Origin of the sequence: Vibrio sp. 10N.286.52.F8, assembly GCF_041468745.1 — a bacterium.
GTDB classification, from domain to species: Bacteria; Pseudomonadota; Gammaproteobacteria; order Enterobacterales; family Vibrionaceae; genus Vibrio; species Vibrio crassostreae_C.
Map to the genome: position 1 here is coordinate 25,535 of NZ_JBFRJF010000025.1, position 17,548 is coordinate 43,082.

At 43.5% G+C, this 17,548-nt stretch carries 18 protein-coding genes; 6 read left to right on the top strand and 12 right to left on the bottom strand.

What is annotated here, in order from left to right; genetic code table 11:
• Positions 1 to 32 precede the first annotated feature (32 nt).
• A complete protein-coding gene (locus AB4133_RS13330) occupies positions 33 to 1,094 on the top strand; it encodes an MBL fold metallo-hydrolase (RefSeq protein WP_029235615.1) in 1,062 nt (353 codons plus the stop codon).
• Positions 1,095 to 1,205: 111 nt separating this feature from the next.
• Here AB4133_RS13330 and AB4133_RS13335 read toward each other — a convergent pair whose 3' ends face one another.
• Positions 1,206 to 1,631, bottom strand: coding sequence for a MarR family winged helix-turn-helix transcriptional regulator (locus AB4133_RS13335; protein ID WP_017060573.1), 426 nt, complete (start codon positions 1,629 to 1,631; stop codon positions 1,206 to 1,208).
• 97 nt (positions 1,632 to 1,728) lie between these two features.
• Between AB4133_RS13335 and AB4133_RS13340 the strand changes: the two genes are divergently transcribed.
• The 4 genes from AB4133_RS13340 to AB4133_RS13355 all read left to right on the top strand — a co-directional run bounded on the left by AB4133_RS13340 (position 1,729) and on the right by AB4133_RS13355 (position 5,078).
• Complete coding sequence (locus AB4133_RS13340) at positions 1,729 to 2,220, top strand: DUF2798 domain-containing protein (RefSeq protein ID WP_017081271.1); 492 nt, start codon at positions 1,729 to 1,731, stop codon at positions 2,218 to 2,220.
• Positions 2,221 to 2,254: 34 nt separating this feature from the next.
• Complete coding sequence (locus tag AB4133_RS13345; RefSeq protein ID WP_017060575.1) at positions 2,255 to 2,560, top strand: DUF3861 domain-containing protein; 306 nt, start codon at positions 2,255 to 2,257, stop codon at positions 2,558 to 2,560.
• Positions 2,561 to 2,765: 205 nt separating this feature from the next.
• Positions 2,766 to 3,530, top strand: a complete 765-nt coding sequence (locus AB4133_RS13350) for a hydratase (protein WP_017060576.1) — start codon at positions 2,766 to 2,768, stop codon at positions 3,528 to 3,530.
• A gap of 189 nt (positions 3,531 to 3,719) precedes the next feature.
• On the top strand, positions 3,720 to 5,078 hold the full coding sequence (locus AB4133_RS13355; RefSeq protein ID WP_017064890.1) for a Na+/H+ antiporter NhaC family protein: 1,359 nt from the start codon (positions 3,720 to 3,722) through the stop codon (positions 5,076 to 5,078).
• A 201-nt stretch (positions 5,079 to 5,279) separates the two neighbouring features.
• Here the strand turns inward: AB4133_RS13355 and AB4133_RS13360 are convergent, their stop codons facing one another.
• The 3 genes from AB4133_RS13360 to AB4133_RS13370 all read right to left on the bottom strand — a co-directional run bounded on the left by AB4133_RS13360 (position 5,280) and on the right by AB4133_RS13370 (position 8,998).
• The gene (locus tag AB4133_RS13360) at positions 5,280 to 6,440 is read right to left on the bottom strand and encodes a multidrug effflux MFS transporter (protein ID WP_065677369.1); all 1,161 of its coding nucleotides are present in this window, start codon (positions 6,438 to 6,440) and stop codon (positions 5,280 to 5,282) included.
• Positions 6,441 to 6,749: 309 nt separating this feature from the next.
• Positions 6,750 to 7,130: a hypothetical protein gene (locus AB4133_RS13365; protein ID WP_017060579.1), complete on the bottom strand. Its 381-nt coding sequence runs from the start codon at positions 7,128 to 7,130 to the stop codon at positions 6,750 to 6,752.
• Between the two features lie 155 nt (positions 7,131 to 7,285).
• Positions 7,286 to 8,998 carry an RluA family pseudouridine synthase gene (locus AB4133_RS13370; protein ID WP_017072196.1) on the bottom strand — a complete coding sequence of 571 codons (1,713 nt, stop codon included), beginning with the start codon at positions 8,996 to 8,998 and terminating at the stop codon, positions 7,286 to 7,288.
• A 291-nt stretch (positions 8,999 to 9,289) separates the two neighbouring features.
• Here AB4133_RS13370 and AB4133_RS13375 point away from each other — a divergent pair, with 291 nt between their 5' ends.
• Positions 9,290 to 9,742: an NUDIX pyrophosphatase gene (locus AB4133_RS13375; protein WP_016769103.1), complete on the top strand. Its 453-nt coding sequence runs from the start codon at positions 9,290 to 9,292 to the stop codon at positions 9,740 to 9,742.
• A gap of 17 nt (positions 9,743 to 9,759) precedes the next feature.
• On the opposite strand, the gene AB4133_RS13380 is transcribed toward AB4133_RS13375, so the two are convergent.
• The 8 genes from AB4133_RS13380 to AB4133_RS13415 form a co-directional block, all read right to left on the bottom strand.
• The gene (locus AB4133_RS13380) at positions 9,760 to 10,197 is read right to left on the bottom strand and encodes a bifunctional diaminohydroxyphosphoribosylaminopyrimidine deaminase/5-amino-6-(5-phosphoribosylamino)uracil reductase RibD (protein WP_017060582.1); all 438 of its coding nucleotides are present in this window, start codon (positions 10,195 to 10,197) and stop codon (positions 9,760 to 9,762) included.
• A gap of 155 nt (positions 10,198 to 10,352) precedes the next feature.
• Positions 10,353 to 10,907, bottom strand: coding sequence for a nucleotidyltransferase family protein (locus AB4133_RS13385; protein ID WP_372224732.1), 555 nt, complete (start codon positions 10,905 to 10,907; stop codon positions 10,353 to 10,355).
• Positions 10,907 to 11,194, bottom strand: a complete 288-nt coding sequence (locus tag AB4133_RS13390) for a putative quinol monooxygenase (RefSeq protein WP_017085393.1) — start codon at positions 11,192 to 11,194, stop codon at positions 10,907 to 10,909. Before AB4133_RS13390 ends, AB4133_RS13385 begins: the two co-directional genes overlap by 1 nt.
• A 970-nt stretch (positions 11,195 to 12,164) precedes the next feature.
• Positions 12,165 to 13,022 (bottom strand): hypothetical protein, encoded by an 858-nt coding sequence (locus AB4133_RS13395; RefSeq protein WP_108180493.1) that lies wholly within the window; start codon positions 13,020 to 13,022, stop codon positions 12,165 to 12,167.
• Positions 13,022 to 13,876, bottom strand: coding sequence for an ABC transporter ATP-binding protein (locus tag AB4133_RS13400; RefSeq protein ID WP_108122013.1), 855 nt, complete (start codon positions 13,874 to 13,876; stop codon positions 13,022 to 13,024). The genes AB4133_RS13395 and AB4133_RS13400 overlap by 1 nt, the downstream gene beginning before the upstream one ends.
• Positions 13,873 to 14,244, bottom strand: a complete 372-nt coding sequence (locus tag AB4133_RS13405; protein ID WP_017079597.1) for a GntR family transcriptional regulator — start codon at positions 14,242 to 14,244, stop codon at positions 13,873 to 13,875. The genes AB4133_RS13400 and AB4133_RS13405 overlap by 4 nt, the downstream gene beginning before the upstream one ends.
• A 223-nt stretch (positions 14,245 to 14,467) precedes the next feature.
• Positions 14,468 to 16,213 carry an EAL domain-containing protein gene (locus AB4133_RS13410; RefSeq protein ID WP_017066680.1) on the bottom strand — a complete coding sequence of 582 codons (1,746 nt, stop codon included), beginning with the start codon at positions 16,211 to 16,213 and terminating at the stop codon, positions 14,468 to 14,470.
• A gap of 835 nt (positions 16,214 to 17,048) precedes the next feature.
• Positions 17,049 to 17,528, bottom strand: a complete 480-nt coding sequence (locus tag AB4133_RS13415) for a type II secretion system protein (RefSeq protein WP_017060589.1) — start codon at positions 17,526 to 17,528, stop codon at positions 17,049 to 17,051.
• Between the last annotated feature and the right edge of the window lie 20 nt (positions 17,529 to 17,548).

The following is a 17,548-nucleotide window of genomic DNA, read 5'->3' on the forward strand; positions in this document are numbered from 1 at the left end:
TTGGGTCTATCCCAACGGTTAAAGAGATACCAATGAAAAAATATCTATTACCGATTTTAGGAGTACTTGCCGTGGTCGCTATCGTAAGCACAGGTTCACAATCAAACGACAATCTAGATAAGCTTCCAAAGAAGTTTGCTAACAGTGAGTTAGAGTACAAATCGGGCATGTCTGATATTTTTTCAATCTTGAAAGCGTATGTAACCGTGGAAAGAAATGAGCCAGTGCCACGTGCTGCATTGCCTTTGATTCCGATGACAGCCGAGCAATTGATCGAAGAGACAGAAGACGTTGCGTACCGCTTAGGTCACTCAAGTGTGATGATGAAGCTAGATGGCAAGCTAGTGATGACTGACCCTGTGTTCAGTGATCGAGCATCACCAGTGCAATGGATGGGGCCAAAGCGCTTTCACCCAACCCCAATCTCACTGCAAGATCTACCTGACATCGATGTGGTAGTGATCAGCCATGATCACTACGACCATTTAGACAAAGGTGCCGTGAAGGTATTAGCCGACAAAGTAGGGACGTTCTTAGTGCCATTAAGAGTGGGCGCACTGTTGGAAAAGTGGGGCGTGGATAAAGAGAAGATCATCGAATTGAACTGGTGGGAATCGGCAACGGCCTCAGACATTGAGTTCACGTTGACACCGACACAGCATTTCTCTGGTCGTGGCTTGCTTGATCGTGACCAAACACTGTGGGGCAGTTGGGTTATTAACGCTTCAGACAAGAAAGTCTTCTTTAGCGGTGATTCTGGTTACTTCAATGGCTTTAAAGAGATTGGCGACCGTTTTGGGCCGTTTGATTTAACCATGGTTGAAACGGGTGCGTATAACTCACTTTGGGCGGATATTCATATGTTCCCAGAACAGAGTGTTCAGGCACACATTGATCTGCAAGGTAAGGTGATGATGCCAATCCACAACAGTACCTTCGACCTTTCTATGCATGATTGGCAAGACCCAATGGAACAAGCACTGGCGATAAGCAAAGAGCGAGATGTACAAATGGTAAGCCCGGTGATGGGTGAACGTTTGGTGATCTCAGAGCCTGTACCTGTTCAGGCATGGTGGAAACTAGCATCGAATTAGAGCTGTCATCCAAATAGACATAGCTAAACCACTAAGCTGTACAACCCAACTTATACACGAAACGCCACCGATCTTACGATTCGGTGGCGTTTTTTCGTTTTATTTTTAAGATCAGCTTTCTAAGTTCTGCGCCATTTTCTTCGCAATTTTTCTGAATTGTTCTAACTCGTCTTCGGCCATGCCTTTGGTCATTCTCTTCAGCATGTCTCGATCGATATCCGAGACCTTACTCATGATCTCTTGACCCTTATCAGTCAGAACCAATAACTGGCTGCGCTTGTCTTCCGGGTTCGGAGACTTCTTCACAAGTTCCTGATTGATCAAGGCATTAATGAGCCGAGTGACCTGTGCTTTATCACGATCTAGGAAGTGTGCGATATCGATAGCGGTACATGGAGACTTCTTAGTAATGATCTTCATGACACGAATGTTCATAGGTGCGATCTCTGAGTCTAAGCTCTCAATCTGTTCGCTCATTTGACGTTTCAAAGAGTGCACTAGACGAAAGATTGATTCTAGCGATGTGTTATCAGACATAAACTATCCTTAGAAATATAGTTGACATTATCAACTACTGTATTTATAGTTGACATTATCAACTTAATTGTTCGTAAATTCAAGACAGGAAATAGATATGACGATTCAAGCAACTCTAACGCCAACTCTTCCTGAGCAAAAAGGCACACCGGTTTTATACAAAGTTTTGGTCATGATGAGCTTAATGCTGACGATTGGCGGCAGTTTAACGGCTGTGATGACTTACATGAATGTCGGATTCGGCGAGGAATTTATTGGCAACTGGCTTTCTTCGTTAGCCCTTGTTGTCGTGATCATGATGCCAATGGGCACGGTGATGATGGCTTTAGTCACCAAAGCCGTTGCTAGAGTGTTCACAACTTATAGCGAGAAAGTTCGCAACCTGATCGTAGGACTGATCATGGCATTCATAATGGAGTCCATGATGGCATTTGTAACAGCGGCAAATAACATTGGATTTTCGGATACATCGGCGTTTACCAGTGGATGGTTTAATGGATTTATTGCCGCACTTCCCATTGGCCTTGCGATCATGGTCGTGATGTCGATGACGGTTAAACCTAAGCTCGAACGATTCATGAAGAGCTAACCAAAACACTTTTTAAGCATTTTAGGAGGTCCAAATGAAAGCATTCACAGGCAAACACAATAACTACCGTATCACTATCGAAGAAGTGAACATCAAAGAAGATCGTGAACTTCAAACCATGCAGTTTGAAATTGAAGACAGAGAAGATATGTTCGCGATTGTTGAGAAGATCAAACATGACAGCGGCTTAGATGAGCAATCAGCAGCGCGACTAGGAGTGAGCATTCGCTTGTTAGGCCCATTGATGATGCAAGATAGAAAACACCCTCTGTTTGTTGATTTTATGCCTCACTTCAGAAACTTCATGCAGAATTTGAAGAAGACGTTGAAAGGGCAGTAAAGCCTAACCATCAGCAACACATCGAAAAGCCAGTAACGAACTTACTGGCTTTTTTACATTTAAATCAAAATAGTTTCAGTTGTTTGCGTCTAGAATATGCGAAAATTGATGGCTGAATTTTCGGTGTAGCACCGTTGTTGAATTGTCTATTCAAGCTTTAAGAAATCCGATATTATACTGGTCATAAAACTAAAGGTGGTATTATATGACAAATGTATTTAAACAAGCAGCTGAAGAACTGTTGAGTCGTCGTGTTGCTGGCACCAAAGCACCAAGATTGGACGAACAGTACCGTCCGAATAACTTGGAAGATGCGCTAAAGATCCAATCTTCAATGATCGATTTGAAAAGCGATAAAGTCGGCGGTTGGAAGTGCTTACTTCCTCTGGCTGAAGACAAGTTTGTTGTTGCGCCAATCTTCTCGGGCAGCGTTCAACAAGGCGAAGTTTGTGAACTGTTTGCTGACAACGGCGTAGTACGCGTTGAGCCTGAAATCGCATTTACGCTTGCTAAGAGCCTGCCTGCAAGCCAAGAAGGCTACAGCGAAGAGCAAATCAACGAAGCGATTGGTTCTTGCCACATGGCACTTGAGTTAATGCAGTCTCGTTTTGCGGATGACAGCGGCGCTGAGTTCTATGAAAAGCTGGCCGATGGCCTAGTAAACCAAGGTCTATTTATTGGCTCTGAGATTGATCGCGAAAAAGCGTTCACTTCTGCAGAGATCAGTATTGAAGTGACTCAAGGCGAGCAAGTTCAAGCATTCGACGGTAAGCACCCGAATACACTGCCACCAAGCCCAATTTACTGGCTGATTAACTACATGACACGTCGTGGTGTTGATTTCCAAGCGGGTGAAGCCATTATCACGGGCTCTTACTGCGGTATCGTGGAAATGGAATTCGATAAACCAACGACCTTCCACTACGAAGGCATTGGTGAATACCAAGTAACGTTCAAGCAGAAACGCTAACTTCTAGCGGCGCACTATCTGTTATCGAAAGGCTGTTTACTGATGAGTAAATAGCCTTTTTTATTACGTGATGCTCAATAGGGTTCTTATTACTTTGCATTAAATTAGGCGTTTAGACGTCTAGACGTTGACAAGTTCTAAGTGTGACATTAGTCTGCTCACCTTCCTGTTCTATTGTGTTGTCGTTCCATGTCCAATTCAAAAAATTCTAACGCGGTAATTGCCCCTTCTGCAGTGGCGCTTATCCCTCTGATCGTTTTCCTTGCGCTGTTTATTGGCGTGGGTACATACCTGTCGCTACAAGGCGTCGATTTTGCTTTCTATCAACTTCCAGCTCCGATTGCGGCTCTGCCTGCTGTGATGTTAGCGTTGCTATTGAGCAAAGATAAATTGAACCGTGCGATTGAGCAGTTCTTAGGTGGCGTGGGTCACAAAGACATTATCGCAATGTGTATGATCTACCTATTGGCGGGTGCTTTTGCTGCTGTGGCTAAAGCTTCTGGTGGCGTGGACGCGACGGTAAACCTTGGTCTATCGGCTATCCCAACGAGCATGATCCTACCGGGCATCTTCCTTATTTCGGCGTTCATTGCGACAGCAATGGGCACCTCTATGGGTACTATCGCTGCGGTTGCTCCTGTTGCACTAGGCATTGCTGACTCAGCTGGTATGAGTATTCCTCTAACCGCTGGCGTAGTGCTAAGTGGCGCTATGTTTGGTGACAACCTTTCTATCATCTCAGATACCACGATTGCCGCGACTCGCTCGCAAGGCTGTGAGATGAGAGACAAGTTTAAAGAGAACATCCGTATAGCACTTCCTGCTGCACTTATCGCGATTGTTATCTTTGCTTTCAACAGCACAGCAACTCAAGTTCCTGAAACAGGCCCAATTGAATGGCTGAAAGTCCTTCCGTACATCACTATCCTAATCCTTGCGGTATCGGGCATGAATGTGTTCGTTGTGTTGACGATTGGTATCTTGCTAGCGGGTGGAGTGAGCCTAGGTTCTATTGAGAACTACGGTATGACGGATTACGCTCAAGATATCTACGCAGGCTTTGGCAACATGCAAGAGATCTTCTTACTGTCGATGCTGATTGGTGGTTTGAGTGAGCTGATGCGTCGCCAAGGTGGATTAGCATTTCTGACTAACTTAGTGAGCGGTTTGATTCGTGCATTTGGTTCTTCTCACTCTAAGCAAGCGAATGGCCGCGCAAGTGAGCTAGGCATTGCAGGCTTGGTATCAATGGTGAACCTATGTACGGCAAACAACACCGTAGCAATCATTGTTTCTGGTAGTGTGGCTCGTCAATTGGCGGAAGAGAACAATGTGTCTCCACGTCGTTCTGCAAGCTTGTTGGATATCTTCTCTTGTGTGATTCAAGGCGTGTTGCCTTACGGTGCGCAGGTATTGCTGTTAGGTTCGGTATTTAACCTATCGCCTTTGGATATTGTAGCTAACTCTTACTACTGTTTTGCTCTTGCAATCGTGGCTGTGGTTGCTGTGTTTATTAAACACCCAGCACGTCAAGTGGCTCAAGCTTAGTAACAATTGACCAAACTGAGTGCTCACTGGCTCTGATAAGAAGGCTCCTTAATAGGAGCTTTTTTGTGCGTGAAACTCATGGCTTGAAAATTCAATGTACGTCTTCAAATACAAGAAAACCGCCTATGTAGACGGTTTCTAATTTCGTTATAGCGGTTTTCAAGTTTATTGTAGTGTGAATGACAATTAGGCTTGAGAGCTTTAATTCAGCTTATTAGTCACGAACTCTTTGTTTCTGACCATTAGCCACATCAGGCCGCCTAGCGTACCGATGGATAATTGGATAAAGCCTAGGTTTTCAATCAGTGACTCTGGGCGGATTGAAACTAATACCATGCCAAGCGAGCCACAAATCATGCTGAAGAACTGTATCAGTGCGACGGCAGAGCCCGTGTCATGATCTTGTTGATTCAACATCAAGTTGGTCCCCGGTACTCGCATGATGATCGCCATTAATGTCGCTGGTGCAGCGATGAACATGAAGAACCAAGGGGACAGGTCGCCAATGGTTAGGGTGAAGATTCCCGCAAGCGCTAATAAAGCAAAACATCCTGAGATGACCTTTTGAACCGGCATTCGGTAGGACAACTTCATGTAAATTGTTGGACCAAATGAGGCGCACAGTGCATTGAATGCGAACGCGTAACTAAACTGTTGTTCGGTCAATCCAAAGTGATCGATGTAGATATAAGAACCCGCCGCAAGAAAGCCCATCAACGCCATCGGTATGATAGAGAAAATGACCAGCAGCTTGACGAACGAGCGGTTTTTCATGACCACGCCCATTCTTCCCCATGATCGGAATATAGAACCTTGGTATTTGTTTTCGAGTGTTTCTCGGTAGCAGCAAGCTAATACTGACGCAAATGCACCAAAAATGGCGAGCGTGACAAACATCATTCGCCAAGAAGCAATTTTCAGTAGAAAGGCACCAAATACAGGCGCAACCATTGGCGCGATGATCACCAGTGACATGATAGTCGCCATGATCTTTTCACGTTCTCGGCCGTCATAAAGATCTTTGACAATGGCGGTAGCGATAACGGTGATGGCGCTACCCGCAAAGGCTTGGAATACACGAGCGCCAATTAACTGTTCGATGCTATTGGTCATCGCACACAATATGCTCGCGACCATATAACCCGCTAATCCAATTAATAGGATCGGCTTACGACCAAATTTTTCGCTGAGCGGCCCCCAGAACAAAAGACCGATGGCGTAAGTAACGAAGTAGCTGCTCAGGGTTAGGTTGACCATTGATCGGTCAGTATTAAACACCTCGACCATCTGCGGAAGCGCAGGTAAGTAAAGGTCGATGGTCAATGGAGGGAAAGCACTTATTATGACGAGAAAAAATAGCATACCGGTCTTTCCCAGTACTGGTTGTGGTCTCTTCAAGGTGGCTCTCCGTTGTCCAAGATAGGTTTCTAATTGATGTGATATTGATATACAGAAGACTAAGGCACGTCAGACAAGAAGGATAGAGTCGTTCAAGAATATGGTGAAAGTATCGATGAACTTATCTCTATGAGTCCGAATCTACGAAGTCGGTCTGCGCACTGAATTGTATTACAAAACATTATTACTTTTATAGCTAACGAGTTCAATCAGTTAGTAGCAGGGTGGCTTGTAATCGCCAAAGACACATTGTAATGATTATCGACTTGCTTGTTATCTTTTCTTTGGCCGTTTTTCGACTAAACCGTTACGCTCTAAACCGCGTCTAACACTGCTGCATAGCTTACCAAAACGGCGCAGTTCTTCGAAGTTGGGGCCTTGGCCAATGGAAATACTGTGCTCCCAGTACATCAACTCACTGTCGACCATCTCTAGTAGCTTCTTAGAGCAACCCGAGCAGTTTCCTTTTGGCCCACAGATAAACGTCTCCGACTCATAAAGAGGGAGTTCATTTTTAACTTCTTCAATTAAGTTAAGCATTGCCGAGTTTAAGTCTGGCTTTTTGGATGTAATTGGCTTCAAGCTTGGTGCTTGAGTTGCAATTAATGGGGAAGTCAGTTTGTTAGGTTGTAAATTCAAAGCAGCTGATGACATATCAAAGGCCTCAAGGAGAGAAGAAGGTGGGCATGCTACTCTTCACAACAAAGTGAATCTTGATGTAGTGCAATAAGCGTGGAGATATACCCAAAAGAGGTAGGAGCCACAAGCGGTTGTGACTCCTTATCAAAGCTCGCTACTAATGAGAGATTTTAGAATTCGGCGTCGAACTGGAATTCCATCCACTCTTTGGTGACTGGGTGGTGCAGCGCAAGTCTTTCTGCGTGTAAGTGCAATCGGTCGGCTTTATTGCCATACAAGCCGTCACCGACGATAGGCATGTTAAGGCCTTCTTGGTGTGAACAGTGAACACGCAACTGGTGTGTACGCCCTGTTTTAGGATGCAGGTAAACCTTAGTGGTTTGCCCGTTTCGCTCAATCACTTCCCATTTGGTTTCTGCTGGCTTGCCGTGTTCGAAGCAGACAATTTGACGAGGGCGGTCATACAAATCACCACGCAATGGCAGTCGAACATAGCCTTCATTTTCTGTTAGAACGCCTTCAATCATTGCCACGTAACGCTTTTCGACTTCACGAGTAATGAACTGCTTCTGTAAGCTCTTGTTCGCACGTCGTGTGAGAGCGAAGATTAGAATGCCAGAGGTCGCCATGTCTAAGCGATGAATCACAAATGGGCCTTCAACATCGGGATGCATTTCTTGAACACGTGTGTAGGCGGAATCTTTGATGGTTTTACCCGGCACGGATAGAAAACCTGCTGGCTTGTGTACTACCACGATGTGCTCATCTTGGAACAGAATATCCAGCTCTTTGCCTTCTGCTGGGTTCTCTAGCAATGGGTTTGGATCGACTTCTAGGCCTTTCATCATATGGCCTAAAATCGGCACACATTTACTCTGACAAGAAGCGTAGTATTTCTTGTGCTTGCGGATTTCCGACTTTGGAGAGCGGCCCCACCAAAATTCAGCCAATGCCAGTGGCGTGTAACCATGTAAGTACGCGTATTGCAGCAATTTAGGCGCAGCGCATTCACCAGAGCCAGCTGGTGGTATCTTGTTTGGCGTGTTTTCAAAGATCTGGTTAAGGTCTTCAACGTTTCCTTCCGCATTTTGGAAAGCGTATTGTGAAAACAACTTGTGTTGAAGCTGATGAGAAATGTGTGCTCTTTGCTCTTTTAGCTCAGCCAGTTGAGTGTTGAACACATCAACTTTAGCTTGCAACACTTGCAGGGTCTGTTCCCAGTTAAGTTTTAGGTACTTCTGCTGGTTCTTGTCGGCAACACTGGCTTTGTTTAGCTCATTATTTAGCTGTTCGAAAGCTTGCTCATCAAGGTTTTCTTTACCTTGTTCACGTTGTTCTTTACGCGTTTTTCGGCCTTCAATAATCAATAGACGTTGAGCTTCAATCTCTTGCTCGGCTTGCGCTTTTTGCTGTGCCAGTTGCTCGCACAATTCAAGGTATTCAGTATTTGCTTGCAGCGCTTTAAACTCAGCGTTGACAGCCATCATGTCGGCTGTGTCTTGATGGAAAAAGCTGTCGCTGCTGAGCATGTCGAACACGGGCGGTACAAAGTGAGGCAGTAGGTTTTGGTCGGCGATTTTCCCTGAAAAAGCAGAGAAGTACCCCAATTCACCTTCAGGGCTTTTCACCAATAACACACCAAACATTTTGCCGCGACCAGCGTCAGAATCCAGTCCGAAGTCATGCTGCCAGTCGGTTTGAGTTTCTAGATATTGTTGAAGCTGATGAGAAGCGATTTCACACAGTGGGTGCGGTTCGTAGTAGAACGGGAATGTGAAACGCTCAGGCAACGAATATGACTCGATCGGCTGTTGAAAACGAGTGAAGCAATGCTCAGGTGTGTGGCTGTTTTCTGAGTCGTGCGTTGGTTTTGATGAGTGCATAGTCGTATTAATACTTATATCGTGGTGATAAATGGTTGTGAGTCTACTGTGTATGTTTAGAGACGTTAAACACAGTACAAGGCGGCGATTCTACTCTTTATCGAAAAGCGCCTCAAATAAGAAATGGTTCTATTACTGGATAGCTAAGCGAGACGGTTAATACTGAACCCATGAGTTATAGCTTGAACACCATTAATTGATGAGTAACTTCTCGTTTTTAATCATAGAAGACAATTTAACAAACCAAGGGTGGTAGCCTTGCTGCCCTCTTATGAAAACTAAGGTAACGTTATGATTCCACTCAATACTTCGATTGTTTCCGGTGTCGCTATTTCAGAGATCGACGGACAAATGAAAATGCTATTAATGAAGCGTGTTAAAGGTGAGTTTTGGTGTCATGTCGCAGGCTCGATTGAAGCGGGAGAAACAGGCTGGCAGGCTATCGTGCGCGAGTTTGAAGAAGAGACCCAAATTAAAGTGGAAGCTTTGTATAACGCGCAGTTTCTGGAGCAGTTTTATGAGGCGCACGTGAATGTGATTCAGCTAATCCCCGTGTTTGCAGTGCTATGCCCACCCAACCAAGCGATTGAACTGAATGACGAACACACCGAGTACCGCTGGTGTAATTTAGAAGAAGCAAAAGCGTTAGCGCCGTTCCCCAACCAACATGCCGTCTACGATCATATTTGGTCGTATTTTGTCGATAAGCCAGTCAATCCGCTTTATCGAGTGAAATTGAACTAATACTGGCTGTTTAAGATCTAGGACTTACCAAGGTAAGGGGCTAAAAAGGTGCTCACTTGCGCTTGGCATAACCCCACATCTACCTTCACACCGTGCGATTCAAGGATGGCAACTCCACGACCATTATTACGAGGGTCTGGGTCTAGCATCGCCACGACTACGTGTTTTACACCTGCTTTAACCAATGTATTGGCGCAAGCGGGTGTTCTGCCGACAAACGAACATGGCTCTAAAGTTACGTAAGCGGTAACCCCCTCCATTGTTCCGTCCGTTTTGTCGTTATAGTTATTGAGTGCTTCAACCTCGGCGTGGTTTCCGCCGACTTTTTGCGTGTATCCAACAGACACCACCTTATCGTCTTTCACCAAAACACACCCTACTGGCGGGTTTGGTTGGCAATCAGGTAAGGCTTGGCGCGAAGCTTCGAGTGCTTGCAGCATGTATTGTTGGTTCATGGTCGTTACTCAGTATGACGAGAGAGCGTAGCAGCTAGTCGCCACGCGTGGTTGATGAGTTGGTTAATTACTAACTTAATAAGCTAATAAGTGGGGCATGTTCGATCTGATTGGACTTTTAGTCAATGGTTTTAGCGTTTGAATTCGACTGCTAGTTAACTGTGACTCATCGTTAACTTGGGCCACTGGGTTAGCCAACCTTTGGATTGCACTCTTTGATCAAAGATATCTCGGCTACGCTTTGGATTGGGTGTGATTTGCAAATCAAACAAACTCTCTAAGCCAAAGGCAGAAATACACTCGATGTTTCCATGGAGGCTTTGTTTCACGGCGACGGCGGTTTCTTTCTCTGGCCAATAACTCATCGCATCCAATGAGCCTTGGTAAGGTTCATCCCCATTTCTAGTGTGCATGTAGGCTTGATTGCGAACTTGCCAATTCAGTTCGGGTAACCGTTGTTTAAGCTGAGCCTCGTATCTAAGATCCGATTCGTAAGAGGTATCAATGGGATCAAAGTAGATCACATCAATATCATTGAATGGAGTCGGGGAGGCATAACCATGTAGGTGATCCCAAACGAGGTTTCTCACAAAGCCCGCAGCAACATAGCACTGCGGCAAATCCAGCTGAGCGACACAGTCTAAAACCTGCATTCGTAAGGGATCTTGCTTGATCAACGTGACGATACTGTTGGCTAGCGGATGTATCATTATGATGTCGGAACATCGGTGACTTGGTAATGACGTGTCACGTTCTTGGAGGTTTCACCCCATTCAGACGTTTTTACTCGCTGTTGGTGCGCTTCGAATGCTTCTCGGCTAGTGAATTCTTCATACACTTCAAAGCGATTAGGTTGAAGCGTGCTTTGACTGACTCGAAACACAATACAACCAGGTTCTTCCAGTGTCAGTTCTTTGTGCACAACCAAGGCTTGTGTCACGGCTTCTAGGTCGTTGTCTGGCACGAGAATATGCCCTTGCAGAATTACTTTACTCATAATTACGTCCATTTAATTACGTCTATTTAATTTTGTCCACTACGGCTTTTTTCTATAAAAAGCTTTACCCGTTACAAACATAATCCCATTTTGATGTTGTGACGTATAGGCTAATGTGGCGATTATTTGCTCACATCGAATGCATTCATGGTTACACTGTAACTTCAAGGGCGGTGTAATCAATAAATGATAAGACACTGGAACTAAATCAGCGTTGGTCCGGTCTATTAAATTAGTATCATTGAACTGTATTGATACTGAAATGAATTTGTCATCTGAGAGAACTAACCTTAATTTTGAAGAGCGGCTCATAGGATTGAATTGAGCCATAGTTGATATCTAGGTCATACTTTGATGTAAATGGTACTCAAAACTCTATAAATTTTGTGATTTGTATCATTGATCTGGACATCAAACACCGTTAGATTCGAATGGTTGGCAATAAAAATAGCTCATGAAGAGCAGTTAAAGAAAAGGAAATATCCCTTATGAAAAAAATGAGAAGAGCACAGCTTCATCGCGTTCGCATCCAATACTGGAAAGACACAGCGAAAGAAGCTTCAAAGAAATAAGCTTTAAATCGTAAAGCTTTAAGATAAAAAAAAGCTGAAAAGCTTAATCAAATGTAAAACGCAACAAATCGATTTCATTAGCACTCTCAAGGACCTTCATCTGGTCGGCGACTAAAGAAATCATCCCCCAAAGAGCTGACAGGCATTAACAACAATGCATTCAATGTCAGCTCATTAATACCTCCTCTTAGATTCTCTTGTTGCTTCACTCTATTACTCCTACTAAAACCCTTTTGTCCTTTTGTCCTTTTGTCCCTTTGTTCTTGTTACTCATTTCTGTATTGGCAAAGTCGTGATCAAAAAAAGCTCCCGATTTCTCAGAAGCTTTGATTTAGATTTTGATATCTGGTGTGGTTACCTGCTCGGGAGAGATAACACCAACGTCAGGAGCGAATGCGTTAACGTTGGAAGAGCGTCTTCAAACTGACATCATCGGTTCGGTTCAGCTTTAGGCTCAAAAGATAGCCACCAACACCGATCAGTGCGTAAATACCTAGAGATAAAATCGGCGCTTCTGCAATCGCACTTAATGGGTTGCTTGCTATGAGCACATTCATTGGTAATGACGCGATGAGAGATAGGAAGTCATTGATGCCATAGAACCCAAACACGGCGACAGAGAGGAACTTAATCGCATAGCTTGAGATGAAAATGACAAGCAATGGAGAGTTTACCAGCTGGGAAATCGCTAGAGTGACGGTTGCCAGTGGCAATAAAACCAGTGCAACTAACATCATTCGTCCAAAAAACACGACCCAGTTGCTCAGCACATAAAACAGAGATTGCTGCTCAACCAATAGCGCCAGTTGTTGTTCACTTGAGGCGTTCAATATCCAGAATAGAAAATCTGCGAACAGTACTAACAATGCACAGATAGCCGGAATAACCACTAAACCGAAGCCGAGTTTCACGCCGTGAGTCATTGCGTTAGATACCGGCATACTTCTCCAAAACATCGAACTGCCTTCTTGGCGCTCTTTACGTAGCGTTTTAGGGATATATAGCGTCGACAGGATCAGTGAAATAAGGCCCGCGCCAAAGTAGATCACTGAGTTGAGATCTTGTGCGAACTCTCTGTGGATGTCGCTCACGTCACCGTTCACTTGCATTTCAAAGAAAAACTCATGTTGTGCTGCGCCATTAAAGAACAGACCAACGAACAGTAAGAAACCACATAACGCGACAAACAGAGGCAATCGAGTGTTAACTTTGTGCTCGATGAGTTCTTTTTCTAGCATGTAAAAACTTGGATGCATTATGCCTTCTCCGTCTGTGTTGCAAGGAATAGATCTGCGAGACCAACGTTATAGATGTTACCCAGTGATTCAACCTGCGCTTTGTATTGACCTTCTAATAACCACTTAGTAGTGCCTAGCCCTGATTGTGAGGTCAGTGGGTTGAGTTTCTGAATCTCGCTTGAATGGTTGTTTGCGACTTCAAGAATGAAATAGTCGCTCTCGATGTCTTCCATGCTTTTTTGCAGGACACAATGACCTTGCTTCAAAATCAGTACATCCGTTAATAGGTGTTCAATTTCTGAAACCTCATGGCTTGCAATGATCATGGCGCGTTCGCCGTCGTGGAACCATTCTAGTAGGTGGCGATAAAAAGTATCGCGGTACAGCAAATCTAAGCCCAGTGTAGGCTCATCTAAGATCAACACTTGAGTGTCAGTCGCGATGATGATCGCAAGGTGAAGTTGTACTTTCATCCCTTTAGAAAGCTGCTTGATAGCAGAAGACAACTTAATATTGGTGCTGCTTAACGTCTGTTCTGCTTTTTGCTTGTTGAAGCTAGGATGCACACCTTGTGTGTATCGAAGCAGTTGTTTAACCGTCATCCACTCTGGTAACACGTTAACATCTGAGATGTACGACAAGTGCTGCATGAGCTCTGCGTGCTGGTGGATAGGGTGGTAGCCGTTTACTTCAATCTCACCTTGATAGTTGTGTCCACCAAGCAGTGATTTGATCAGAGTCGATTTACCCGCGCCATTGTGGCCCAGCAGACCAAGTACTTGTCCTGGCTTTAACTCAAAGCTGATGTTTTCGACACCCACTTGATTTGAATAGGTTTTGGTTACGTTTTTCACGGAAAGTAACGTACTCATGACTTGTCCTTTATATGTTGTGCTAGCTGTTTCACGAGTTCTTCGACACTCATATCAATGATGCCTAGCGTCTCAGCGATGGCTGGGATCTGTGTGTTGATGAATGATTGGTGTGCAGACTCTTTCAATTTTTGAAGTGCCCCTTCGGCCACATACATGCCTTGTCCGCGTTTTTTCTCTACCAAGTCTTCATCCACCAGTAACTGATAGCTTTTCATGACAGTAAGATGGTTGATCTTGAGATCGGCAGCAACCGCGCGCACAGAGGGTAATGCTTGTTGCTCTAACCAAACACCTTGAAGAATTTGGTCACTGATCTTTGAGGCAAGCTGCCTAAAGATCGGTTGGTCGTCTTTCCATTCGGTCATAATTAAAACTGCATGGTGATATACATGTGTATAACACTAACCTTTTTATACGAATTGGCAAGGGTTTTATGAAAATGGATCGGATATTTTTATTTTTGGATAAAGCATGTTTGGCGGGGAGGGTACTTGAAGCCTACGTCCTTGTGGGCTTTCAAGCAGCTGTATGAGCGATGATTATTTGAATAGGGAATGGTTGCTGATCAAGATTTCTATTAGGCTGGGCCTATTGCTCCTTTGAGTCATTAGGCCGGCTATATAGGTAACCTTGATGTAAGTTGTAGCCTAACTGACACAAGATATATTGCTGCCTACGCGTCTCGACACCTTCATAAATCATTGTGATATTTGATAGGCGTCCAATCTCCGAGATATTGAGCAATACACCCTGATGATGCTCTCCTGACTCGATATCCTTAACAAAGCAACGATCCAGTTTTAGATAGGCCGGAGAGATAACATTGATGATTTCGATGTTGTTATTGCCCGTACCAAAGTCATCCAGAGCGATAGTGATACCAAGCTTTTTGATATCCTTAATGTTATCGATAACCTCACACCCATAGCCAATGTTCGAATATTCAGTAATCTCTACGACAAACTCATTCGCTTCCATCGCGGCTAAATGCTCTCTGAGCCTTGCGAAGTTCGACCCTACCAAAGCACTTGGGCACACGTTGACACCATAGATCTCATGGCTGTTGTTTAACTTCGCTTTTCTGACTGTCTCGATGAGTAAAATAGTATGAAAGGTGAGTAAATTGGTGCGTCTCATGGTGTTGATGAAGCTTAAAACGCCAACGTTACGCACACGAGATAACAACTCGTAGTAGAGAACGCAGTTGTCTTCGGTGTTGATGATCGGCTCTTCTTCAAAGGAGATGTGTTTCCAACGAAACAGGTAGATCACGAAACCCAGAATATAGGAGCGATAAAGCAGGGTGGCGAGTATCAGAGAAAGCGCAATCCATAGTGCAACAATGTCGTCACTGTAGAAGGTGATGGTTGCACCCGTTGGTAGGGAGGTTTGATAGATAGATTTACTCTCTTCGCCAAGGTTTAAGATGTGGTAACCATTCTTCTGGATGGAAATCGAATCGACTAATAGAGGCAATAGTGAGTTCTTGTATCGAGCTTCGATAGATCGTTTAGATATTCGAGCAACCATCTCAATGTCGTGCTCGGTATCCATGAAGCGTGAATAGGCAAAGTCAGCACTATCGTAGAAGTCGTCTAATTGATTGAGCTCTATCATCTTAGAACGTGTTTTAGAGATATAGCAGGAGTCATAAGGTGTGGTCATGACGACAGAATCAAGGTTGAGCGAGTGCCTTAGCGAGTGCACAGCCCCGTGGCTATCGCAACCGTAGTCCATGACTTCTGCGGCAATGTGTTTGGTGTTCTCACTGTATTCATTCGCAATCTTCGTCGTATAAAGGATTTGGGAAAAGTAGACAACGAATAGGAAAAAGGAAGAGATGGTGAACACGGCTATCAGAGCCTTAATCAGCTCTCGATGATAGGTGTTGAACATCAGTTTCAACATCTCGAACTGGCTGGGCTTGAACTGGTTGATGTCGTACTTAGGTGCGATACGGTTGGTTGAGCTTTTATCGAGATCGATAAAGTAACCTACCTTATAAAGGTTAGAGATAAGTTCGCTATTATTATCTACCTTCGCTTTCTTACATAAGCTTCGATATTTCTTTCTTATAGAAGCAATAATATTTTTTAACGCGTATAAGCTAAACTCTTCGTCAAAGTGTAATTTAAAAGATTCTTCAACATCTCGTGCAGATTGAGGGTTTGATATTGACGAGTGTTCAATAAGGTATTTGAAAACAAAACTCTCTTTACTATTAAGAGTTTCCTCTGATATCTTATTACTGTCTCTTTTTATGTATATTTTTTCTTCATTGTAGATCAGTTGCAAGCTCTCATTATTGTTATTTATATTGAAAGAACAGTGCATAGCTCAACTCCTAAGCGATAGTTATTATATTTGTGTGATGGATATGTGATGGCTGGGATTGTCATTCAACACAAGAGTTCGATCTAAATAATATAACCAAAATGTCACCATTTCCTCTTAAGATGTTGATACTAATCGCAGAATTTGGGCTTTAATGAAAGGTTATGGAGATGTTCACCCAAAAGTTGAATTTATAAATGAAAGCCAATGATTTACAAGGGGTAAAGGGGATTTATCCATTTGTTTTGGTATTTATCCATTTCACAGCTTCTACGCGGTAGGTTTAGCGACTGGATTTAGAGGTTTCTAATGTAGCTTCTGGTGGTATTCATTCAGCTTATCGATGCGTGAGATTTATCAGAATTTTTCATGATAAAATTAAATTATGTCATTTTATGTGATATTAATATAATTTATGTGGCGTATTGTTTTGGTGATTTAATTAAAGTAATCAATGATAGAATTAATTATATTTGTTGAATGATTGACTTTAATTTATTCTGTTACGAAATTTAAATAATTAAACTTTAAGGTGGGATATTTAAAATAGGGAAAGGATGATTTTTATCATGATGTGTTGATTAAAGAATTTTAATGGAATTATTATTGACATATGTATCAAATATGTGTCTATGTAAATATTAATCGGCTAGTGATGAAAATAAGATATGAATGAGATTGGTGTTATACCATGAGCACTGCCTAAAAGTATAAGCAGCAACAAGTTAGATCAATTAGTGTTATTTTTGAGCAAATGTTAGCGTAACCACATGATATTCAAAGATCTGTTGCGGTGGCTTTGTGTTAACTATGGAAGCGTGCAATCGTTGAGTATTTAACATGCACCATCAAGCACCACGATCTGTGGTTCTTTTTCTGGCTGATAAAGCACCTGACAAAAGTCTCCTTCTGGCGAATAGGTGTAGTTTTCGGTGTCGAAAGAGATGGCGGCTACTCTTTCTGCATTGCTGCCAGAGTCTACTTCTTTGTTGATGACATGAAGCTCTGTTGCGTCGATATTGAGCAGTCTTCTTAGTGAGTCAACATAGGCGATTGGGTAACCATGACAAACGTAGTAGGTCTCAATCTCCGTCTTTTCAACATAGTTGCACTCATCCTCAACGCCAGCAATCGCTGACTTCGCGTAGATCATATCGATACCCGTGCGAAGGTTACCAGCCACATCATGTATTTTACTCGCCCGAGCACTTCCTTGAACGTCTAAGAACTTGACCATAGCTGTCGCCGAAACGATCGCTAAAATTAATACAGAGATGATGAGTTCTAAAAGAGTGAAGCCGTTTTGTCTGTTCATGGTTACCGATTATTTGCTCT